General features: G+C 31.9%; 22 protein-coding genes, 1 tRNA gene and 1 other annotated feature. All 23 genes read right to left on the bottom strand.

The annotated features are described in order from the left end of the window. Positions 1 to 21: 21 nt before the first annotated feature. On the bottom strand, positions 22 to 1,920 hold the full coding sequence (gene pknB, locus D7I45_RS03545) for a Stk1 family PASTA domain-containing Ser/Thr kinase (protein ID WP_120784380.1): 1,899 nt from the start codon (positions 1,918 to 1,920) through the stop codon (positions 22 to 24). Beyond that, positions 1,917 to 2,663, bottom strand: a complete 747-nt coding sequence (locus tag D7I45_RS03540) for a Stp1/IreP family PP2C-type Ser/Thr phosphatase (RefSeq protein ID WP_162924080.1) — start codon at positions 2,661 to 2,663, stop codon at positions 1,917 to 1,919. Before D7I45_RS03540 ends, pknB begins: the two co-directional genes overlap by 4 nt. A 1-nt stretch (position 2,664) precedes the next feature. Then, the gene (gene rsmB / locus D7I45_RS03535; protein WP_120784378.1) at positions 2,665 to 4,011 is read right to left on the bottom strand and encodes a 16S rRNA (cytosine(967)-C(5))-methyltransferase RsmB; all 1,347 of its coding nucleotides are present in this window, start codon (positions 4,009 to 4,011) and stop codon (positions 2,665 to 2,667) included. Then, positions 3,992 to 4,951, bottom strand: a complete 960-nt coding sequence (fmt, locus tag D7I45_RS03530; RefSeq protein ID WP_120784377.1) for a methionyl-tRNA formyltransferase — start codon at positions 4,949 to 4,951, stop codon at positions 3,992 to 3,994. Before fmt ends, rsmB begins: the two co-directional genes overlap by 20 nt. A gap of 16 nt (positions 4,952 to 4,967) precedes the next feature. After that, entirely contained in the window at positions 4,968 to 7,379 is a 2,412-nt protein-coding gene (gene priA, locus D7I45_RS03525; RefSeq protein ID WP_120784376.1) for a primosomal protein N', read from the bottom strand. An 18-nt stretch (positions 7,380 to 7,397) separates the two neighbouring features. After that, positions 7,398 to 8,588, bottom strand: coding sequence for a bifunctional phosphopantothenoylcysteine decarboxylase/phosphopantothenate--cysteine ligase CoaBC (coaBC, locus tag D7I45_RS03520; RefSeq protein ID WP_120784375.1), 1,191 nt, complete (start codon positions 8,586 to 8,588; stop codon positions 7,398 to 7,400). A gap of 91 nt (positions 8,589 to 8,679) precedes the next feature. Then, complete coding sequence (rpoZ, locus tag D7I45_RS03515) at positions 8,680 to 8,883, bottom strand: DNA-directed RNA polymerase subunit omega (RefSeq protein WP_120784374.1); 204 nt, start codon at positions 8,881 to 8,883, stop codon at positions 8,680 to 8,682. Then, positions 8,883 to 9,500 carry a guanylate kinase gene (gmk, locus tag D7I45_RS03510; RefSeq protein ID WP_120784373.1) on the bottom strand — a complete coding sequence of 206 codons (618 nt, stop codon included), beginning with the start codon at positions 9,498 to 9,500 and terminating at the stop codon, positions 8,883 to 8,885. Before gmk ends, rpoZ begins: the two co-directional genes overlap by 1 nt. A gap of 65 nt (positions 9,501 to 9,565) precedes the next feature. Further along, complete coding sequence (recN, locus tag D7I45_RS03505; protein ID WP_120784372.1) at positions 9,566 to 11,257, bottom strand: DNA repair protein RecN; 1,692 nt, start codon at positions 11,255 to 11,257, stop codon at positions 9,566 to 9,568. A 35-nt stretch (positions 11,258 to 11,292) separates the two neighbouring features. Then, a complete protein-coding gene (locus D7I45_RS03500; RefSeq protein ID WP_120784371.1) occupies positions 11,293 to 12,099 on the bottom strand; it encodes a TlyA family RNA methyltransferase in 807 nt (268 codons plus the stop codon). A 12-nt stretch (positions 12,100 to 12,111) separates the two neighbouring features. Further along, positions 12,112 to 13,005 carry a polyprenyl synthetase family protein gene (locus tag D7I45_RS03495; RefSeq protein ID WP_120784370.1) on the bottom strand — a complete coding sequence of 298 codons (894 nt, stop codon included), beginning with the start codon at positions 13,003 to 13,005 and terminating at the stop codon, positions 12,112 to 12,114. Further along, positions 13,005 to 13,238 carry an exodeoxyribonuclease VII small subunit gene (locus tag D7I45_RS03490; protein ID WP_120784369.1) on the bottom strand — a complete coding sequence of 78 codons (234 nt, stop codon included), beginning with the start codon at positions 13,236 to 13,238 and terminating at the stop codon, positions 13,005 to 13,007. The genes D7I45_RS03495 and D7I45_RS03490 overlap by 1 nt, the downstream gene beginning before the upstream one ends. Continuing rightward, positions 13,238 to 14,581, bottom strand: a complete 1,344-nt coding sequence (gene xseA, locus D7I45_RS03485; RefSeq protein ID WP_120784368.1) for an exodeoxyribonuclease VII large subunit — start codon at positions 14,579 to 14,581, stop codon at positions 13,238 to 13,240. Before xseA ends, D7I45_RS03490 begins: the two co-directional genes overlap by 1 nt. Then, complete coding sequence (locus tag D7I45_RS03480; RefSeq protein WP_120784367.1) at positions 14,581 to 15,435, bottom strand: bifunctional 5,10-methylenetetrahydrofolate dehydrogenase/5,10-methenyltetrahydrofolate cyclohydrolase; 855 nt, start codon at positions 15,433 to 15,435, stop codon at positions 14,581 to 14,583. Before D7I45_RS03480 ends, xseA begins: the two co-directional genes overlap by 1 nt. Positions 15,436 to 15,535: 100 nt before the next feature. Beyond that, complete coding sequence (gene nusB / locus D7I45_RS03475) at positions 15,536 to 15,937, bottom strand: transcription antitermination factor NusB (RefSeq protein ID WP_120784366.1); 402 nt, start codon at positions 15,935 to 15,937, stop codon at positions 15,536 to 15,538. Continuing rightward, on the bottom strand, positions 15,937 to 16,374 hold the full coding sequence (locus tag D7I45_RS03470) for an Asp23/Gls24 family envelope stress response protein (protein ID WP_120784365.1): 438 nt from the start codon (positions 16,372 to 16,374) through the stop codon (positions 15,937 to 15,939). Before D7I45_RS03470 ends, nusB begins: the two co-directional genes overlap by 1 nt. A gap of 39 nt (positions 16,375 to 16,413) precedes the next feature. After that, entirely contained in the window at positions 16,414 to 16,977 is a 564-nt protein-coding gene (efp, locus tag D7I45_RS03465) for an elongation factor P (RefSeq protein ID WP_120784364.1), read from the bottom strand. Between the two features lie 154 nt (positions 16,978 to 17,131). Further along, on the bottom strand, positions 17,132 to 17,428 hold the full coding sequence (gene rpmA, locus D7I45_RS03460) for a 50S ribosomal protein L27 (protein WP_120784363.1): 297 nt from the start codon (positions 17,426 to 17,428) through the stop codon (positions 17,132 to 17,134). Positions 17,429 to 17,449: 21 nt separating this feature from the next. Continuing rightward, entirely contained in the window at positions 17,450 to 17,794 is a 345-nt protein-coding gene (locus D7I45_RS03455) for a ribosomal-processing cysteine protease Prp (RefSeq protein WP_120784362.1), read from the bottom strand. Between the two features lie 14 nt (positions 17,795 to 17,808). Further along, entirely contained in the window at positions 17,809 to 18,117 is a 309-nt protein-coding gene (gene rplU, locus D7I45_RS03450) for a 50S ribosomal protein L21 (protein WP_120784361.1), read from the bottom strand. 18 nt (positions 18,118 to 18,135) lie between these two features. Next, positions 18,136 to 18,208, bottom strand: a sequence feature (ribosomal protein L21 leader region). Positions 18,209 to 18,305: 97 nt separating this feature from the next. Next, positions 18,306 to 18,379: transfer RNA gene (locus tag D7I45_RS03445), tRNA-Arg, on the bottom strand. Positions 18,380 to 18,442: 63 nt separating this feature from the next. Continuing rightward, on the bottom strand, positions 18,443 to 18,958 hold the full coding sequence (locus tag D7I45_RS03440; protein WP_120784360.1) for a hypothetical protein: 516 nt from the start codon (positions 18,956 to 18,958) through the stop codon (positions 18,443 to 18,445). Positions 18,959 to 19,057: 99 nt separating this feature from the next. Further along, the gene (gene glnA, locus D7I45_RS03435; protein ID WP_120784359.1) at positions 19,058 to 20,401 is read right to left on the bottom strand and encodes a type I glutamate--ammonia ligase; all 1,344 of its coding nucleotides are present in this window, start codon (positions 20,399 to 20,401) and stop codon (positions 19,058 to 19,060) included. Between the last annotated feature and the right edge of the window lie 34 nt (positions 20,402 to 20,435).

The raw sequence follows: 20,435 nt of genomic DNA, 5'->3' as shown, positions 1-20,435 counted from the left end.
TTATTTTAATTATACATTGGATTACTCTAATATCAACTTACCATCACGATAAACTCTATAGTTAGGTTTTTGATTATTTTCCAAACTATATGGAATATTTACCTTGGTATTTTGTCTGATATAAAAATTGCGGTATAATATTTCGCTTTTTCCATCGACGTTAGAGTAAATAGTTATTTTATTTCCACGATAATTATCAGTCTTTTTATAAACCAAATTAACTTCTAAATTAACACTATGTTTTAAATTATTTCCGTTACCAACACCCTTAGATACCCATACATCAATGTCTTGTTCTCGTTTTACGTCTGCATCAAAGCTAGGGCTTTGTTGATATATTTTGCCTGCGGGTTGATTTCTTGTATTTTCAAAATGATATTTTACATTCAAGTGATTTTCTGCACCATATTTCTTTACATCACTTACACTCATACCAACTAAATTTTTCATCTTTTGTAATTGGTAATTAGCAGAAACATCTAATGTGATCACTCGATTTTGGTTTTTAATATTCGTTTTAGGTTTAATACTTTGCTTTAAGACTATGTTAGGTTTGAAATCAGTAGTATAACTGTATGATTTTACAACTGTAAAACCTAAAGATTTAAGCTTATTTTCAGCAGTATCAATCGAGTCACCTACATAATTACTTAATTTAACATTTTGATAGCCCTTGCTTACATATAAAACAATTCCCGAATGATTAATCATTTTAGTACCTACTTTAGGTTTGGTATAAATAACTCTATTCACCGATACACTAGAATCATAATGATACTTAGTCCTAGTTACTATCAAATGTGATTTCTTTAGTTTCTTTTTAGCTTGATTTACCGTTAATCCAGATACATTAGGTACATATACTCTAGAAAATAAGGTTAGATTTAAAAATAAAAATATAATACCTAGAAAAGCTAGCAATACAACTATCAAAGATAGTAATTTAAATACCTTATGACGATCATTTTTTAAAGCAGGCTTTTTAGTGGGTGTTTGCGTAATCTTTTTTAGGTCATTAATCTTTAATACTTTGGTTTTTCCATCGTCATTTTCATCCATTTCATAATTAGCAAAATGCAATTTCACTACATCTTTTTTATCATCATCCATAGAAGTTAATAAATCCTGTTTCATTTGTCTTACAGTATCGTATCGATCTTCAGGACGCTTAGCAGTAGCTTTTATCACCACATTTTCCAAAGCTTGAGTTACTTTATCATTTTGCTCAATAATAGATGGCAAATCTAAACTAGTATGCTTCATAGCAATATTTAGTGGAGAATCACCATCAAATGGTACCTTTCCAGTAAGTAGTTCATACAAAATAATACCTAAAGAATAAATATCTGACTTAATAGTCACTTTTTTACCTAATGCTTGTTCGGGTGAAATATAGTGAATCGATCCCACAATAGCATTAGTTTGCGTTAATGGAACTTGGCTACTTATCAAGGCAATACCAAAATCAGTAACCTTTACATCCCCGTTTTGATCAATCAAAACATTTTGTGGTTTTAAATCACGATGAATTATGCCGTTTTTATGTGCTTCATTCATAGCATCAATGACTTGCGACATAATAGAAATAACACGTGAGATGCTAATAGGATAATTTTCTCTAATATAGCTTTTTAAATCTTGACCATCTACATATTCAGTAACTAAATATTGAATATCTCCAGATTCATTTAAATCATATACTTGAACAATGTGATCACTCTTTAAATTATTAATAGCTAATTTTTCATACTTAAAATGTCTTTTAGCTTTTTCACTACCTTGAAAATCTAGGCGGATAATTTTAATAGTTACTAAACGATTATCTTTCATATCATAAGAAAGATATACGTTAACCATCCCACCTTCACCGATTTTACTAATAATTCGATAGCGATTACTTAATACATATCCTTTTTTCATAAGTGATCACTTCCTAAGCGATTATTAATGATTAAAACCGATATATTATCTTTTCCGCCATTTTCATTGGCTAAATCCATTAGTGCGTTTACTTTGGAATCATCACTTATATTCTTTTGCAAGACATTTTCAATATTTGTATCATCTACCATCTTGGTTAATCCATCACTACATATCATAACCACATCATCAGGTAACAATGCATTATTAGAAATATCTACATCTGCATCTTCTGATACACCTAAACCTTTAACAATGACATTACGCATATTTGCATCCACGTCGTCACTAGATTTTATCTTACCCTTATCAATTAAATAATTTACATAAGAATGGTCTTCCGTTAGTTGTTGCAATGTATTATTGCGATACAAATAACATCTACTATCACCTAAGTGAGTAAGTAGGTATTGATTTCCAAAGAAAATAGCAATAACTACAGTAGTTGCCATCTTACTAAATTTTTCATTGGTCTTTCCATAAGACAAAATATTCTCATTAGCTTGCTTAATTATATTTGATAACCATAATTTAGTTTCATTTATCGATGAAATGTGATAGTTTTGAAAGCTTTCTCCTATGAAATCTACGGTCATAGAAGCAGCCACATCACCACCTACATTTCCACCGACACCATCAGCTAAAATGGCAATTAAAGCACCCTGTTTATTTTTAAAATAACCTATATAATCTTCATTACTGTTTCTGGTTTTACCAATTTCTGAATCAGCAGTGACATGCATTTTATTCACCACCATTTTTAACTAAATTACATACAAAGAAGCCATCAGAATCAAAGTCATCCGGATAAATTCGTAAATAATCGTCATTAGTTGCTACATTCATTTTGGATGTGGGTTTAACTAATTTAAATTCTTTATGTTCTTGTAAGAACTTTTCAATTACATCTGAATTTTCTTGATTCAAAATAGTACAAGTACTATAAACAATTTTTCCATTTTCTTTTAGTTTACTTGCAGCCGCATTTAAGATATCTAATTGGATACCAGATAATTTCTTAACATCTGCTAATGTTTTTTCGTATCTAATTTCAGGTTTTCTTCTGATTAAACCAATACCTGAACATGGGGCATCAATTAAAATTTGATCAAATGTATTATCAGCAAAATAATCATCTAATTTTCTGGCATCACATGCTTGTGTAGACAACACATCATCTACATGTAATCGTTTAGCATTTTTAACAACCTGTCTTAAACGATTATCGTGTAAATCTAACGCGTACACACGTCCACCTTGTTTTGCATCTAATTGTTCCGCAATTTGTGTAGTCTTTCCACCAGGAGCTGAACAAGCATCTAAAATGACGTCACTAGGTTTAATATCCATGGATTCTACTGGCAACATTGCACTTTCATCTTGAATAGTCATTTCACCATCTAAGAAAGTTGAACTGTAACTAGCAGATTTACCGGATAAAATTAACCCAGCTGCCACTAACTCACTATCTTTTACTTGATAACCTTGGCTTCTTAATTTTTCGGCCAAGTCATTCTTTTTCACTATACGTGAATTGAATCTTATAGATTGCTTAGAAGGTTCATTAATACTATTTAGAATAGAAATAGTTTTATCCATCCCTACCTGATTAATTAACTCTTCAATAATCCACTTAGAAATACTATACTGAATAGATAATTTTTCAATAGGATCACTAATTTCATCGAATGAAGAAAGTCCCTTGCGTTGAATCTGATGTAAAACACCAGTAACTAGTCTTCTTATTCCATCGTGACCCATCTTCTTAGCAATTTTTATTGATTCATTAAAAATAGCTCTATCGGGGATTTTATCTAAATATTCCATTTGATAAATAGCTGTATATAATAATTCTTTTACCCAACTATCTACTTTTTTAGGATTCTTTAAGAAGAAATTTAGTTGATATTCTAAAGTTAATCTATGTTGGATTACTCCGTAAACAATATTAGTTAATAATGATATATCCTTAGTAGTTAACTCATGTTTCTTAATTACTTGATTTAATTGCAAATTAGAATAAGCACCATTAGAAACTTTATCTAAAGTTTTAACTGCTAATAGTCGAGGATTACTTGTCGCCATTTTCAATCACCATATCTCCTTCTTTAATGGATTGACCGGCACCATTTAAGAAAGCATTAATGGCTTGTTTAGGTTTTCCGGCAGGTTGGATTTCAAGTACTTGTAACACTGTGTGATCACCGCAAGCTATCTTCAATGATTTCTTAGTCTTTTCAACTACTTGACCAGGTTCTAAATCTGTTTTTTCAGACAAAGGTCTAGTTTCCCAAAATTTAGTTCTCTTACCCTTCATAATTGCAAATGCATTTGGTGATGGTCTTAATGCCCTTACTTTACGATCAATTAGAAAAGCTGTTTTATTAAAGTCTAATTGTTCTTGTGCACGAGAAATGTTTGGAGAAAATACTACTTCATCTTCGTTTTGTGGAGTAGCTACTGCTTTTCCATTTACAATGTCTTTTAGAGTAGTTAATAATAAATCTCTACCTACAATACTTAATTTTTCGAATAGAGATGCGGTATCATCATCGGCTTCAATATCAATAGCTCTTTGTGATAAAACGTCACCAGCATCCATTTTTTTAACCATGTACATGATAGAGATACCAGTTTGTTTATCACCATTAATTAATGAGTATTGAACTGGTGCACCACCACGATATTTAGGCAATAATGAACCATGAACATTAACTGCCGCAATTTTAGCCGCATTCAATAATTTTTCTGGTAAAAATTGTCCAAATGCTGCAGTAATAATAAAGTCTGGATTAATATCGATTATTTTATCCATTTCTTCACTACCACTAATTTTTTCCGGTTGTAAAACAGGAATAGATAATTCTTCAGCAGCTTGTGTTACTGGAGAAGCCTTTAAAACTCTTTTACGTCCAAATGGTCTATCAGGTTGGGTTACTACTGCTTTAATATCATAGTCACCAGAATTAACCAAACCTTTTAAAATTGGGACTGCAAATGAAGGAGTCCCCATAAATACTACTTTTTTCATATACTATTCAACACCTTTACATAAAATTCAAAGGATCAGGATCTATATTTACATATAATCCTTTTTGTGCATCCTTTTGATAATGATTCAATATATATTCCAAGCATTCATCCATGTTAGGTTCATGCTTGTATTTAATGATTATTTGATAATAATACTTGTTTTTTAACTTCAGTATAGAACTAGGTGATGGGCCTAACATAATAGCTTGCTGACTAAGCTTAGCTTTCAAAATCTTTGCAATTTCAAACATCTTAGCAGCTGCCTTACTTTCATTCACATCAGAAGCAGTTATCTTTACTGTAAAGAAATATGGAGGGTAATTAGTTTCATGTCTAATACTCATTTCCTTACGATAAAACAATTCATAGTCTTGCTTTTTAGATAACTGAATAGCGTAATTATCAGGATTAAATGTTTGTACGTACACTAATCCACTCTTTTCAGCCCTTCCAGCTCTTCCACTAACTTGAGTTAATAAATCAAAAGTTCTTTCACTAGATCTAAAATCAGGTAAATCTAGCGAAGTATCCGCGTTTAATACTCCTACTAAGGTAACATTGGGAAAGTCCAATCCTTTAGCAATCATTTGTGTTCCTAATAGGATATCAGCATCCCCATTACCAAATCTTTGTAATAAACGTTCGTGTGAACCTTTTCTACGTGTGGTATCTACGTCCATACGTAAAATTCTTGCATTAGGTACTAATCGTTGTAACTGTTGTTGTACTTTTTGTGTACCAGTACCGTAGTATCTAATCTTTTTACTACCGCAATTACGACATTTATTAGGAATAGGTTCTTCATGACCACAATAGTGACACTTCATTGTTCTTGAATCCATGTGTAAAGTTAAAGAAATATCACAATTAGGGCAATGCAAAACAAAGCCACAATTACGACACATAACAAATGAAGAATATCCTCTACGGTTCAACATTAAAACTACTTGTTCGTGCTTTTGTAAACGATTATTAATGGCAGCTAATAACTCATTTGAGAAATCTTCTTGCCCATTTTCTTTCATTTGTTCTTTCATGTCGATAATACGAACTTCAGGTAATGACTGATTGTTAATACGATGTGGCAATCTAATTAAAGTATATACTCCTTTTGTAGCTCTAGCTCGAGATTCTAAAGAGGGAGTAGCACTTCCTAATACAAGTGGGCAATTATGATAGTTAGCACGCCATTTGGCCACATCTCTTGTATGGTATCTAGGAGCATCATCTTGTTTATAACTAGATTCATGTTCCTCATCCATAATAATGACACCAATATTATCTAGTGGTGCAAAAATAGCTGAACGTGCTCCCACTACCACATCGGCTTCACCATTTTCAATACGACGCCATTCGTCATATTTTTCACCGCTGGATAAGCCACTATGTAACATAGCAACTCTGTCTCCAAAGCGTCCTTTAACTCTTTTAACCATTTGTGGAGTTAATGAAATTTCAGGAACCAACATTAATGCTGTCTTCCCCATTTTAAGGGCTCTTTGAATAGTTTGTAAATAAACTTCTGTTTTTCCTGAACCGGTTACTCCTTCAAGTAAATATACTTGGTCATTTTCCTTTTCAATACTATCGCTAATAGTATTAACAGCATTGGCTTGATCATCATTTAACTTCAAAGGATAATTTCTTTTAACCGTTTGCTTGTATGGATTACGATATTCTTCTTGTAAAAATCGTTTAAACCAATTCTTTTGAATAGCCGTTTTTATTGATGATTCAGAAATATCGTAGTCTTTCGCTAATTTTCTTTGTGCAATACTTTCTCCGGGATGAGAAATAATATATTGCAAAATTTTAATTAGATTTTTCGAATTTTTTCGGATATTTTCTAATTCATGTTTAGCTTCATCAGTAGATATCTTGGAGGATAATGCATATATTTTTTTAGCTTTAGCATTATCTTGAACCTTATATTTAATAACTACTTGTCGTTTTTTACGTGCTTGAATGATTTTTCTTACTATATCATTAGGTAATTTATCCACGTCAAAATCAATGACTGTAGATCCATCAAATAGTTTCAAAATGTCATCATCTACGTCATCACTATTTAGAACCAATTGTTTTTGATATTTGGCTCTCATGACGCTAGGCAACATGGTTAATATGCAACTAATTTGAAAAGCATAAGTTTTTTTAGACATCCATTTAGACAAAGATAGTAATTCTGGATTTAAAACAGGTTCTAAGTCTAGAATACCTTCAATTTTCTTTAATTTACCATCAAACTCACCATCATTATCTACATCTGCAATAATTCCTTGAATTTTTCTACTTCCATTCCCAAATGGAACTATTACACGCATTCCTTTTTGTATTTTATCTGACAATTCATCAGGAACTAAATAAGTATATGGGTCATTCGTCTGCATAGTTGGTACATCTACTATTACCTTAGCTAATCTCAAATTAGTTCCTCCTAACAATTAAATTTTTTCGCTGATTGCTTTGATTATTTCTCTAGCAACAGAGGTTTTGCTTTCCACATCCGTTTTCTTAAAAACTCCACTTTTATCAATAAATGAAACTTGATTATTATCACTATTGAAACCAATAGATTTATTGCTTACATCATTGGCACATAGCATATCTAATTTTTTCTTATTTAATTTATTTTGTGCATTTTCCAGAAGGTTTTGTGTTTCTGCTGCAAAGCCAACCATAAATTGATTTTTCTTGTGTTTAGACAACTCAAATAAAATGTCATTAGTCTTTACTAAATGCAAATCTAAATATGATCCTGTCTTTTTAATCTTTTGTTCAGCAATCTTTTCAGGACGATAATCAGAAACTGCAGCTGCCATAACTAATACATCCAAATTATCAAAATATTGTTCAACAGCTTTTTGCATTTCATTTGATGACTTTACCATTACACGATTAATTCTAGAATCTAATGGTAAATTATCTTTAGTAGTAACTAAAATCACATTTGCTCCTGCTGATACGGCAGCATTTGCAACTGCATATCCCATTTTTCCAGATGAAGCATTACTAATGTATCTAACTGGATCAATAGCTTCTTGTGTTCCACCAGCAGTTACTAAAACATTTTTTCCAGCTAATTCATCACTAAAACTAAATTTCTCTGAGATTTTTTCTACAATGTCTTCTGGTTCTATCATACGACCCTTTGCAGTATATCCTTCAGCTAAGAATCCTTTATCGGGATTTAAAACAGTTACGTTATCATTTTCAATTTGTGCAATGTTTCTTTGTGTTGCAGGATTATCCCACATATTATTATTCATAGCTGGTACTACTATTTTTTTAGAAGCAGTAGCCAACAAAGTTGTTGAAACTGCATCATCCGCAATTCCATTAGCCATCTTGGCAATTATATTTGCTGTAGCTGGGGCAACTATAGAAAAATCTGCCCACATTGCTATATTAATATGAGTAATTTCTTTAACATCTTTTTCATCAAAAGTATCTGTAAATACTTCATTTTTCGTTAATGTTTGAAATGCAAGTGGGGTTACAAATTTTTGTGCTTCTTTAGTCATAACTACTCTTACATTAGCACCGTTTTTTACTAGCAGTCTAACTAGACTTAAAGATTTATAAACAGCAATGCTTCCTGTAACGTACAATGCTATGTTTTTATTATTAAACATCGTCTCTCCCCCATATAACATAATTAATAACTATATTGTATCAAAAATTTAAAATAAAAACCTTTGCATTCCTGCAAAGGTTTAAAAATTATTATTTTGCATCTCTAGTAAGTTCAACTTTTCCAGCAGCAATTTCTTCAAAAGCCTTACCAATAGATTTTCTTGATTTGTAGTTATCTAATAATAAAGGTGATCCTGTATCAATTTCATGAGCACGTTTACTTGCTAGCATGATTAATGAGTATCTTGAATCAACTCTTTCAAGTAATTTGTCAACTGATGGGTATAATAACATTATTTTTCTTCTCCTAACATTGATAAATAATCTGGCATTACACGATTTACTTTTAGTCTTTCACTATTGATAATAGTTTTAATTCTATCAACAGCATTTTCAACTTTATCGTTTAATACCGCGTAATCATAATTACGCATCATTTTAATTTCTGATACGGCAGTCTTAATTCTTTTATCAATAACTTCCATATCATCTGTACCACGGCCGATTAAGCGGTTCTTTAAGACTACTAAATCAGGTGGAGTTAAGAATACAAATACGGCTTCTGGGCAGTTAGCTCTAACTTGCATTGCACCATTAACTTCAATTTCTAGGAATACGTCATGACCTTCATCTAAGGTCTTATTAACATAATTCAAAGGAGTACCGTAATAGTTATCTACATATTTAGCATATTCAAGCATTTCACCGTTTTTAATGTGATCTTCGAATTCTTCTTTGCTTACAAAGAAATAATCCTTTCCATTAACTTCACCTTCACGTGGCTTTCTAGTAGTCATAGAAATAGAATATTTAAAATCCACGTTTGGTTCGTTAAACAATGCTTTTCTAACAGTCCCTTTTCCAACACCAGAAGGACCAGAAAGAACAATTAGCATTCCTCTTTTTGCCATACTAAAACCCCTCAAAAAAATTTATATTATTACTATTATGGCCTATTTTTAAGATTTTTTCAAATTTATTTTTTAGTCTCGTCAGCTAAACGTAATAGTTCATTTGCATGTTGCAATGTTAAATCAGTAACAGTAGATCCAGAAAGCATTCTAGCTAATTCTTTTACTCTTTGTTGAACTGTTAATTTAACAATTCCAGTCTTAGTTCTTTCCTTTTCCACTTTCTTTTCAATAAAGTAATGATGATCAGACATAGCTGCAACTTGTGGCAAATGAGTAATACATAAAACTTGTGACATTTTAGCAATATTACTAATTTTTTCAGCAATTGCTTGAGCAACACGTCCAGATACACCTGTATCTACTTCATCAAAAATAATAGAAGTTACTCCTTGAACGTTAGTAAAAATAGTCTTTAGTGCCAGCATTATACGAGATAACTCACCACCAGAAGCTATCTTTGAAAGTGGTAGCATCCCTTCACCAGGATTAGTTCTCATATAAAATTCTACACGTTCCGAACCATATCTATTAAATTCGCCAATAGGTAGTTTCTCAAAATGAACTTTAAATTCTGTTTTCCCCATATATAAATCAGATAATTGAGAATGGACAGACTTTTCTAGTTCTACAGCTACCTTGTGTCTTTTTGCATTTAATTTATCCGCTAACTCATTCAATTGGTTAACTGTAGATTCATATTGTTCATTAAGGTTTTCACCAGTATTTTTGTCAGCCTGCATAGTAGATAATTCATTAACTACATCTTCGTAATGACGTAATACTTGTTCAATAGAATCACCATACTTACGCTTTAATCCATATATAACGTTTAATCTGGCTTCTATTTCTTCTAATCTACCTTGATCAAATTCCTGTAAGTCCATTTGATCTGAAATATTATCAGATGCATCTTGTAGTAAATAAAATGCGTTTTTTATGTTATCTGAAATTTCATTAAATTGAGAATCTACTTCTTCAATAGATTCCATAGCGCCTTTGGCTTCACCAATCATATCTAGTGGATTGAAGTTTTCATCACCATTGATAGCTTCAAAACTTAATTTTAATGAATCCACTATCTTTTGATAATTTAACAAATGATCACGTTCGCTTACTAGTTTTTCTTCTTCACCCACTTCTAGATGAGCATTTTTAATTTCATTTTCTTGGAATTGCAACATATCTAAACGTTGTGACCATTCTTTTTCATTGCCTCGTTTTTCTTTGATAGATGCTTTAAGTTTTTGATAACGATCAAAGCAGTTATGATAATTTTCTAGAATGCCATCTAGTTCTTTATCACCAAATTCATCTAATAACGAAACGTGGCGTTCTGGTTGCATTAATTCTTGATGTTCATTTTGACCATGAATATCAACAATAGTTTCACCAATTTTCTTAAGCATTGCTGTATTTACCAGCATCCCGTTTACACGACAAATGTTTCTTCCGTTACGATATATCTCACGTTGTAAAATAACACTGCCATCGCTGTGATCGATACCTAAATCATCTAATACACGATAAGTTAATCCATCTTGTGGAAATACAAATAAACCTTGTATTAATAGTTTGTTACTGCCTGTACGAATAAAGCTTTGTGAACCTCTGCCACCAGCTAATAATCCAACGGCATCAATAATAATCGATTTACCAGCACCTGTTTCACCAGTTAAAACCGTCATACCATCTGAAAAATCAATCTCTAAATGATCAATAATTGCAAAATTTGTAATGGATAAGTTTTCTAGCAAGTAAACGACTTCCTTTCATTAATGACATTACATCATTATAGTTGATTATCAGCATTTTTAATTGTATCTGTAATGGAAATATCAGGATTAATGGAAGGATTATCGACTGATTTCAAATTAATTAAGAATTCAATATTTCCTTCTCCACCTTTAATTGGTGAGAAATCAAGTCCTTCAACTGAATAACCAGCAGACACAGCAAAGTTAATAATATCTTCTAAGACTTCTTGATGAACCTTATGATCTCTAACAATTCCGTGTTTTCCAATCTTATCTCTACCAGCTTCAAATTGTGGCTTAACCAAAGCAGCCACATGTCCATTTTTAACTAAAATGTTCTTTAAAACAGGCAAAATTAAATGTAGAGAAATAAATGATACATCAATAGATGCAAATTCAGGTTGACCATGTGTAAAATCTTCAAGTTTACTGTATCTGAAGTTTGTATGTTCCATTACGATAACTCTTTCATCTTCTCGTAATTTCCATACCAATTGATTACTACCTACATCCAATGCATAACTTAATTTAGCACCATTTTGTAACATCACATCTGTAAAGCCACCGGTGGACGATCCTATATCAAGAACTGTCTTACCATTTACATCCAAATTAAAGATTTTCAAAGCTTTAGCTAATTTAAGTCCACCTCTACTTACATAAGGCATTGGTTTCCCTTTTAAATGTAATTTTGTATCAACTGGTATTTTGGTTCCAGGTTTATCTAATCTTTCTTCGTTTTTACCTAAAATTTCTCCAGCCATAACAGCTCTTTTAGCTTTTTCTCTGGTATCAAATATTCCTTGTTCAACCAGTAAAACGTCCACTCTTTGTTTCTTCATTATGTGCTACTCCTATTTTTTTATTTCAAAATAATCTAAAAATGCTGAAAGTACACTCGTATCTAATTTATATTGAGTATTAATATCATCTAACACATTTCTACAATCATCAATTAATTGCTTTAAGTAGTCATATGATTTATCTAACCCTAATAAATTAGTGTAAGTATTTTTATTACCGTCTTGATGTACGGGTTTACCGAGTTCTTTGTCATTGGATACTACGTCTAAAATATCATCGTAAATTTGAAAGGCTAAACCATAGTCACTGCCAAATTTATCTAATTTTCTTTCTAACTCGTTATCAACTTCTGACATAACAGCACCGGCTGCTAAAGCATAACGAATCAAAGCCCCAGTTTTTTCACGATGCAAACCTTTTAGTTGATCTAATGTCAATTTTTTATTTTCATTTTGTATATCTTTGGCTTGTCCGGATACCATACCACTTGGTCCAGCTGCTTTAGATAGTAACAAAGCTAATTTACTCTTTATTGAATCATTCATTTTGTTATCAGTTAGCCATTGAAAAGCCAAAGTTAATAATCCATCCCCAGCTAATGTAGCTAATCCAGCACCATAAATAACATGATTAGTAGGTTTACCCCTTCTTAAGTCATCATTATCCATAGCTGGCAAATCATCATGAATCAATGAATAGGTATGAAGTAATTCTAAGGCGCATGCAGCCTTCATTTGATCATCTTCGATTTTTTTATTCATCATCTTCATGACTGCAATAGTAAATAATGGTCTAAGTCTCTTACCACCAGCCATTAAAGAATACTTCATGGAATCCAATAAATCTTTTTGATCAACATATTCATCCAAGTGGTTTGATAAATAATCATCAATTGCCGGATTATTATCACTGATAAACTCTTTCAATAAACTTTTATCTGCCATTATTTATCATCACTTTCGGGTTTTTCAAATTGCTTTTCTTCATCATTGTCAGTCATTTCTTTAGCCAATGTGTTTTCAGCATTCTTTAAAGTGTTTTGTAATTCATTGCTTAATTCAATTCCCTTTTGAAATTGAGACAATGCTTTTTCCAACGGAATGTTACCTTGTTCTAATTCTTGAACAATTTTTTCCAACTTATCCATATTTTCTTCAAAACTAACTTTCTCTGTCATTATTTATGCTCCTTTTTAATTTCATTTACAGTTGCCTTAGCAGAACCATCAATTAAATTTAACTCAACAGTTTGATTTTTCTTTAAATCATCAACTTTTTTAACAACTTCACCCTGTTCATTAGTTGTAAAACTAAACCCTCTAGCCATTACTTTTAATGGACTTAAGTGATCTAGTGATTCAATATTTCTTTTTAGTTCTACTCTTTTATTATCTATTAATTGGTTGATATTACGTTGAAGTCTTTCATTATTAACCTCTAACGATTGCATTTGTTCTTTTATCAATGCTTGAGGTGAATTTATTTTTAGATTATAAACTAAATCATTTAGTCTTCTATCAAATAAATTAATCTTTTCTTTAAAACTATTATTTAAACGTTCGTTTAACATATCAATCTTTTGTACATATGAATCATACAATCTTTCTGGTTGTCTAAATATATATGATTCATTGGCTTTAGATAAACGTTGTTGTAGTTGTTTAAGTTTGTTACCAAAAGAATTGATAGTTCTTATTTTATTATTTTGTATTTCAGTTAAAACATCAGTTAAAACGGGGACAGCTAATTCAGCAGCTGCAGTTGGAGTAGCTGCACGCACATCAGATACTAAATCAGAAATGGTTACATCAGTTTCATGTCCAACTGAAGAAATAACTGGTATTTTTGATTTATAAATTTCTCTAGCAACTATTTCTTCATTAAATGGCCATAAATCTTCAATAGATCCACCACCACGTCCTATGATTAATGTATCATAATCATCTCGTTCATTAACTCTGCTAATTTGTCTAACAATATTCTTTGCGGCAGCATTACCTTGCACAACAGCAGGATATAGGACAATTTGAGCAATAGGATATCTTCTACGAGTAGTAGTGATAATATCTCTTATAACAGCTCCACTTGGTGAAGTAACGACTGCTATTCTCTTGGGATATTTAACTAATCTCTTCTTATGTTCTGCGTTAAATAAACCTTCTTGAGATAATTTTTTCTTTAACTGTTCATATGCTTGATAAAGCTCTCCTACTCCATCAGGTTCCATATGTTCAATGTAGATTTGGTAATTACCAGTGGGTTCATATAATGAAATTCTACCAGTAACTAGGACCTTCATCCCTTCTTCTGGTGTGAATTTAACTTTATTAAATGCAGACTTAAACATAATTGCACTAATTTTAGCGTTATCATCTTTTAAACTAAAGTATTGATGAACTGGACGTAACCTAAAATTTGAGATTTCACCAGTTAAATATACTTTTCCTAAATAAGGATCTCGATCAAATTTTTTCTTTATATAATTAGTTAAGTCAGTAACACTTAAATAATCGTTATCCATTATTTTTCACTCCATTTTGCAAGTTCTACCGTTTGTCTCATTAATGTAGCAATAGTCATAGGACCAACACCACCTGGTACAGGAGTGATATATGAAGCCTTAGAACGTAAATCATCATAATCAACGTCTCCAACTAGCTTGCCATTTTCATCAACGTTTTGTCCTACATCAATTATTACTACTCCGTCTTTAACATCATTTTCAGTAACTGTATGCAATTTACCAGTAGCAGAAACTATAATATCAGCATCCTTTGTGTAATCACTAATATTAGATACGTAATGATTTATAACCATCACTTCAGCTCCAGCATTAATTAATAATGCAGCCATAGGTCTTCCCACAATAGTACTTCTACCAATAACTACAGCTTTCTTACCTTTTAGTTCTATACCATATTCGTTAAACATGGTCATAATACCCTTTGGAGTACATGCAACCGGATAATTGGTTGGTTCATTTAAAAATAATTTTCCAGAATTAATAACTTGGAAACCATCCACATCTTTTTCAGGATTAATTTTACTCATAACATATTTTTCATTAATATGTTTAGGAAGTGGAGATTGTATTAAAATTGCATTGATTTTATCATCGTTATTATATTCGTCTAAAACTTGTAAAACTTCTTGCTCAGATGTTTCTTCCGGCATTTCTTTTACAATGGATTTAATTCCTAATTGTGTTGCCTTTTTGTTTTTACTCCTAACATAGCGGTGACTAGCTTGATCATTACCAACGATAATAACAGCTAAACAAGGACTAGTTCCTCTACTCTTTAATTCACTAACCATATCAGTAGTTTGTTGATTCATCTTTTTAGCTAGCATTCTTCCATCAATAATATTGGACATCCTATAACCTCCACAGAGTATTTTATATACATTTTAGCATATAAAGAATATTTTTTTGTTTATGTATCAAAAAAGATTCGCCATAAGCGAATCTCTTTAGTTAAGCAATTGTGTTTGATAAAACTCCATTAACAAATTTACGTGAATGATCATCACTGTACTTCTTTGTTAATTCTAGAGCTTCGTTGATTGCAACCTTAGTAGGTACATCATCAACATATTTAATTTCGAAAAATGCAAGTCTTAGAATAGCTAAATCAGTCTTAGCAATTCTATCAATTGACCAACCGGAAACAAGATAGGAGATTATACTATCATCTAAACTATCAATATGTTCTAATACACCATCAACTAATGTGTTGTAGTATTCAGGAATATCTACTTCACTATCAGTTTTGGAAATGGCATGAAAGAATAGGTTCTTATCGGTTGTATCATTTGCATTAATTGCAAATAATGTTTGGAATGCATATTCTCTTATTTTGTGTCTTGTAATTTCCACTATTTTTCACCCTTATTGCTACTATTACCACTAAATAAAGTATTTGGATCATACTTTTTATCACTTTTATCAGGTACAATACCTTCTACATGTACATTAACTTCGCCTAAATCAAGCTCTGTCATGAATAAAAGCTGTTGTTTAACTTGTTCTTGGATATTCAATGCAACCTTTGGCACAGAAACACCATAATTAAGATATACATATACATCAACGATTAATTTTCCATCATGAAAATCAAGTTTGATACCTTTACCCATTTCTTTGCGACCAAATAGTTCATTCACACTGGTTGCTAGTGATCCTCGCATTCTCTTTACACCTTTTACTTGAACAGATGCAATACTTGCAATAATTTCTAATACACTAGGAGAAATCTTGATTTCACCTAAATCAGAACTAGATTTCTTTAAAGAAATATTTGTTTCTTCTGCCATAGAAATACCCTCCAATCAAATACAGCTTATCAGCGGTTATTAAGCTCTTGAAATGTATGTTCCATCAGTAGTGTTAATAACTAATTTGTCACCAGCATTAACAAAGAATGGAACTTGAACGATTAATCCAGTAGTCATAGTAGCTGGTTTACTACCACCGGAAGCAGTATTACCTTTAATACTTGGTTCAGTTTCTGAAACTTCTAGAGTTACAGTGTTTGGAACTTCAATACCAATAACTTCGTTTTCGTATTGAACAATTGAAACTTCCATGTTTTCTTGTAAGTAGTTCAAAGCATCTTTAATCTTGTCGCCAGGAACACTTAGTTGTTCATAAGTATCCATATCCATGAATACGTAACCAGAACCATCAGAATATAAGTATTGCATAGTTCTAGTATCGATTTGAGCTTGTTCCATCTTAGCACCAGAACGGAAAGTTTTATCTTGAACGGCACCAGTTCTTAAGTTCTTTAGCTTAGTACGAACGAAAGCTCCACCTTTACCTGGTTTTACGTGTTGGAAGTTAATAATACGCCAGATAGCATTATCAACTTCAATAGTTAATCCTGTCTTAAATTGAGCAGTTGAAATTGTAGCCATAATTAAATTTCCTCCCTAAAAAACTCCTTCTTAATATTAAAAAGAGTTGGTAATTTATTCATTACTTATATTGTATCATTTTAGGTTTAATTAAATAAGCCTTGATAATAAAAAAAGCCTGAAAAAATCAGGCTTTTTCAACATTATTCACTAATTACTTAGCAACTGTTTCAGATACTGGGTAAACTGAAACTTGACGCTTGCTGCGGCCTTTACGTTCAAAACGTACAACACCATCAGCTAAAGCAAATAAAGTATCATCACCGCCACGTTTAACGTTTTTACCTGGGTAAATGTGAGTACCACGTTGACGGTAGATAATTGAACCAGTAGTAACTTTTGATCCATCAGCAGCCTTAGTACCTAGACGACGACCAGCTGAATCACGACCGTTAGCAGTTGAACCTCCACCTTTATGGTGAGAGAAGAATTGTAGATTCATTTCTAACATTGGATTACACCTCCGTACAATTTAATCGAATGTAATATCTAATTTAACAAACTTCGCATAACTATGAGAAATATCATCCATTCCATTTTGGAATGTAGATAAAATAGCATCGGCAGCTATTTGGTCATCATGATTATTAGCATCCGGAATTGATACTTCTAACAATCCGCCATTAGCATCATCGCTATTAACTTTAGGATTAATATGCGCATATTTTTGTAATCCATTTACAGTTGAAATAGATAAAACAGAAACAGCAGCACATACAATATCTTTTCCATATTCAGCAGAATCAGCATGACCTTTTAAACTAAATTCACTAATATGATTATTTTCTTTATTTCGAATAATCTTTGCTAATATCATTTGTTTTCCCTTAATTAAGCTTTGATTGAGTCAATCATAACCTTAGTGTAAGGTTGTCTATGACCCTTCTTAGAACGAGCACCCTTCTTAGGTTTGTAACGAAGAATAGTAATCTTCTTGCCACGGCCTTGTTTTTCAACAGTACCTTCAACAGAAGCTCCGTCTACAAGTGGTGTACCAACCTTAGCTGAATCACCACCAACGAAAACAACTTGATCAAATGTAACCTTGTCACCTTCGTTTGCGTTTAGCTTTTCAACGTAGATTGCTTCACCTTCAGCAACTTTGTATTGCTTTCCGCCTGTAACGATAATTGCGTACATAATGTGCACCTCCTTAAATAATATGCTTAGACTCGCCAAACATAAGCGCCTTATAGGACTTAATACTCAGTCTGCGCGGTTGTAGCTGTGAAAGTCCACAAATACAACGCTTTAAGTATACATATTTTATTAAAATTAGTCAAGAAAAAAAGCATATCCAATTTGGACATGCTTTTAATAATTATTAGTGTCGCGAGAGAGATTCGAACTCTCGACCCACGGTTTAGAAGACCGTTGCTCTATCCAGCTGAGCTACCGCGACATCAAAAAATCAACAATTATTATTGTATCTAAAACTCAAGTCTGTGTCAACAAGAATTTTAAATTATTTTGTTGAATTTGTTTGATCAAAGTGAGAAACCATCTCGCTAATATCAAAACCAAAATCTACTATAGCATATTTATTTAACATTTTCCATGAAAAAATGAAATCTTTTTTATTATGATTAAAATATCCGTTAAAAAGCATCTTTTTAATAGACAAATATACCTTATTAAAATCATCATCAGCTTTTAAAGAAAATAATTTTTCTTGTTCTTCATCACTCATGACAATAGCATCTGTCCAATTATTCATACTAGCAAATATCATATATAGATTCATTGTATATACAAAATCACTCATTAATTGTTCTTTATAATTTTCTTTATTAATTTTTTCTTGATCACTTTTATAAATACAGTGTCTTTTAGAATCATCAGCAATCTTAGACAATCCCATATCAATATTTGCTAAAATTCTACCCTTTTTATCATTTCCTATTGGCAATAATTCTTTATTTTGTCCCTGCATATTGAATTTAACAGCTGCATCATTAAGAATTTTATTGTAATTAAACATTTAAAATCACCTCATCTATTAAATTTTATCATCATTGTTTTTCTTATCCAAATAAAAAAAGACCAGATAACATCTGATCTTTTTGAAACTAGAATTATTCTAGTATTTTTCCATGTATTGATCGCGTTCCCAATCAGAAACTTGAGCACGGTATGCATTGTATTCAAGGTGTTTAGCAGCTAAGTAACTGTTAAAGATCTTTTCACCCATAGCTCTCTTCATAACTTCGTCAGAGCTTAATTCTTTCAATGCATCTAACAAGTCATCTGGTAAGTTAACGATTTGATTTTCTTTTCTTTCTTCAGCATCCATACGGTAAATATTTCTGTCCACGCTCTTTGGAGGAACAATTCCATTCTTCAATCCATCCAATCCAGCTTCTAGAACAGCGGCAATGGCTAAGTATGGGTTAGCTGAAGCATCAGCACTTCTTAATTCCAAACGTGTTGCTAATCCTCTTGCGTTAGGAACACGAATAAGTGGTGATCTGTTTGATCCCGACCAAGCTACATAAACAGGAGCTTCATAACCAGGAACTAATCTCTTGTATGAGTTAACTAATGGATTACAAATAGCAGTGTAACTCTTTGCATGCTTCATTAAACCACCTAAGAAATGGTAAGCAGTTTCAGAAAGCTTCAAATCACCATCTTCATCATAGAATACATCCCCATCATCATTAAATAATGACATGTTTAAGTGCATTCCTGATCCGTTAATACCACTTAGTGGCTTTGGCATAAAGGTTGCAAATAATCCATATTTTCTTGCAATTGTTTTAACTACTAATTTAAATGTTTGAATATTATCGGCAGCATTTAAAGCATCTGCATATTTAAAGTCAATTTCGTGTTGACCAGGTGCTACTTCGTGATGGGCAGCTTCCACATCAAATCCCATTTCTTCAAGGGTTAAAACAATTTCTCTACGGCAATTTCCACCTAAATCAAGTGGAGCCATGTCAAAATAACTTCCTTGGTCATTTAGATTAGTTGTGGGTTTGCCATTTTCATCCATCTTGAATAAGAAGAATTCTGGTTCTGGTCCAATGTTAAATGATGAGAATCCAGCTTTCTTCATATCTTGTAGAACTCTAATCAAATTATTTCTTGGATCACCTTCAAATGGTTCACCATTTGGCTTGTAAACTTCACAAATAACTCTAGCAATTTTTCCTCTTTCAGTACTCCAAGGGAAAATCATCCATGTTGATAGATCTGGATGTAAGTACATGTCACTTTCTTCAATTCTTACAAATCCTTCAATTGATGATCCATCAAACATAAGTTTGTTATCTAATAATTCATCCAATTGACTAATTGGGACTTCAACATTTTTTAGTGAACCCAATACATCAGTAAACATTAAACGTAAAAATTTAACGTCTTCTTCTTTAACAATTCGACGAATATCCTCTTTTGTATAATCATGCTTTGTAGCCATTTACATCTACCCCTAACATATTCAACATTAAATT

The sequence above is a fragment of the Apilactobacillus bombintestini genome, assembly GCF_003627035.1.
Classification (GTDB): Bacteria; Bacillota; Bacilli; order Lactobacillales; family Lactobacillaceae; genus Apilactobacillus; species Apilactobacillus bombintestini.
This window is presented reverse-complemented; position numbering and strand designations above follow the sequence as displayed.

Bases quoted from the DNA above. Each gene is read 5' to 3' on its own strand.
- rplU (WP_120784361.1), bottom strand. From the start codon at position 18,117: ATGTACGCAATTATCGTTACAGGCGGAAAGCAATACAAAGTTGCTGAA.
- D7I45_RS03470 (WP_120784365.1), bottom strand. From the start codon at position 16,374: ATGGCAGAAGAAACAAATATTTCTTTAAAGAAATCTAGTTCTGATTTA.
- D7I45_RS03495 (WP_120784370.1), bottom strand. From the start codon at position 13,005: ATGGCAGATAAAAGTTTATTGAAAGAGTTTATCAGTGATAATAATCCG.
- D7I45_RS03490 (WP_120784369.1), bottom strand. From the start codon at position 13,238: ATGACAGAGAAAGTTAGTTTTGAAGAAAATATGGATAAGTTGGAAAAA.
- gmk (WP_120784373.1), bottom strand. From the start codon at position 9,500: ATGGCAAAAAGAGGAATGCTAATTGTTCTTTCTGGTCCTTCTGGTGTT.
- rpoZ (WP_120784374.1), bottom strand. From the start codon at position 8,883: ATGTTATTATACCCATCAGTTGACAAATTACTTGAAAGAGTTGATTCA.
- D7I45_RS03440 (WP_120784360.1), bottom strand. From the start codon at position 18,958: ATGTTTAATTACAATAAAATTCTTAATGATGCAGCTGTTAAATTCAAT.
- D7I45_RS03480 (WP_120784367.1), bottom strand. From the start codon at position 15,435: ATGTCCAATATTATTGATGGAAGAATGCTAGCTAAAAAGATGAATCAA.
- pknB (WP_120784380.1), bottom strand. From the start codon at position 1,920: ATGAAAAAAGGATATGTATTAAGTAATCGCTATCGAATTATTAGTAAA.
- coaBC (WP_120784375.1), bottom strand. From the start codon at position 8,588: ATGTTTAATAATAAAAACATAGCATTGTACGTTACAGGAAGCATTGCT.
- fmt (WP_120784377.1), bottom strand. From the start codon at position 4,951: ATGAAAAAAGTAGTATTTATGGGGACTCCTTCATTTGCAGTCCCAATT.
- glnA (WP_120784359.1), bottom strand. From the start codon at position 20,401: ATGGCTACAAAGCATGATTATACAAAAGAGGATATTCGTCGAATTGTT.
- D7I45_RS03455 (WP_120784362.1), bottom strand. From the start codon at position 17,794: ATGATATTAGCAAAGATTATTCGAAATAAAGAAAATAATCATATTAGT.
- rpmA (WP_120784363.1), bottom strand. From the start codon at position 17,428: ATGTTAGAAATGAATCTACAATTCTTCTCTCACCATAAAGGTGGAGGT.
- xseA (WP_120784368.1), bottom strand. From the start codon at position 14,581: ATGGATAACGATTATTTAAGTGTTACTGACTTAACTAATTATATAAAG.
- D7I45_RS03500 (WP_120784371.1), bottom strand. From the start codon at position 12,099: ATGAAGAAACAAAGAGTGGACGTTTTACTGGTTGAACAAGGAATATTT.
- D7I45_RS03540 (WP_162924080.1), bottom strand. From the start codon at position 2,663: ATGCATGTCACTGCTGATTCAGAAATTGGTAAAACCAGAAACAGTAAT.
- efp (WP_120784364.1), bottom strand. From the start codon at position 16,977: ATGGCTACAATTTCAACTGCTCAATTTAAGACAGGATTAACTATTGAA.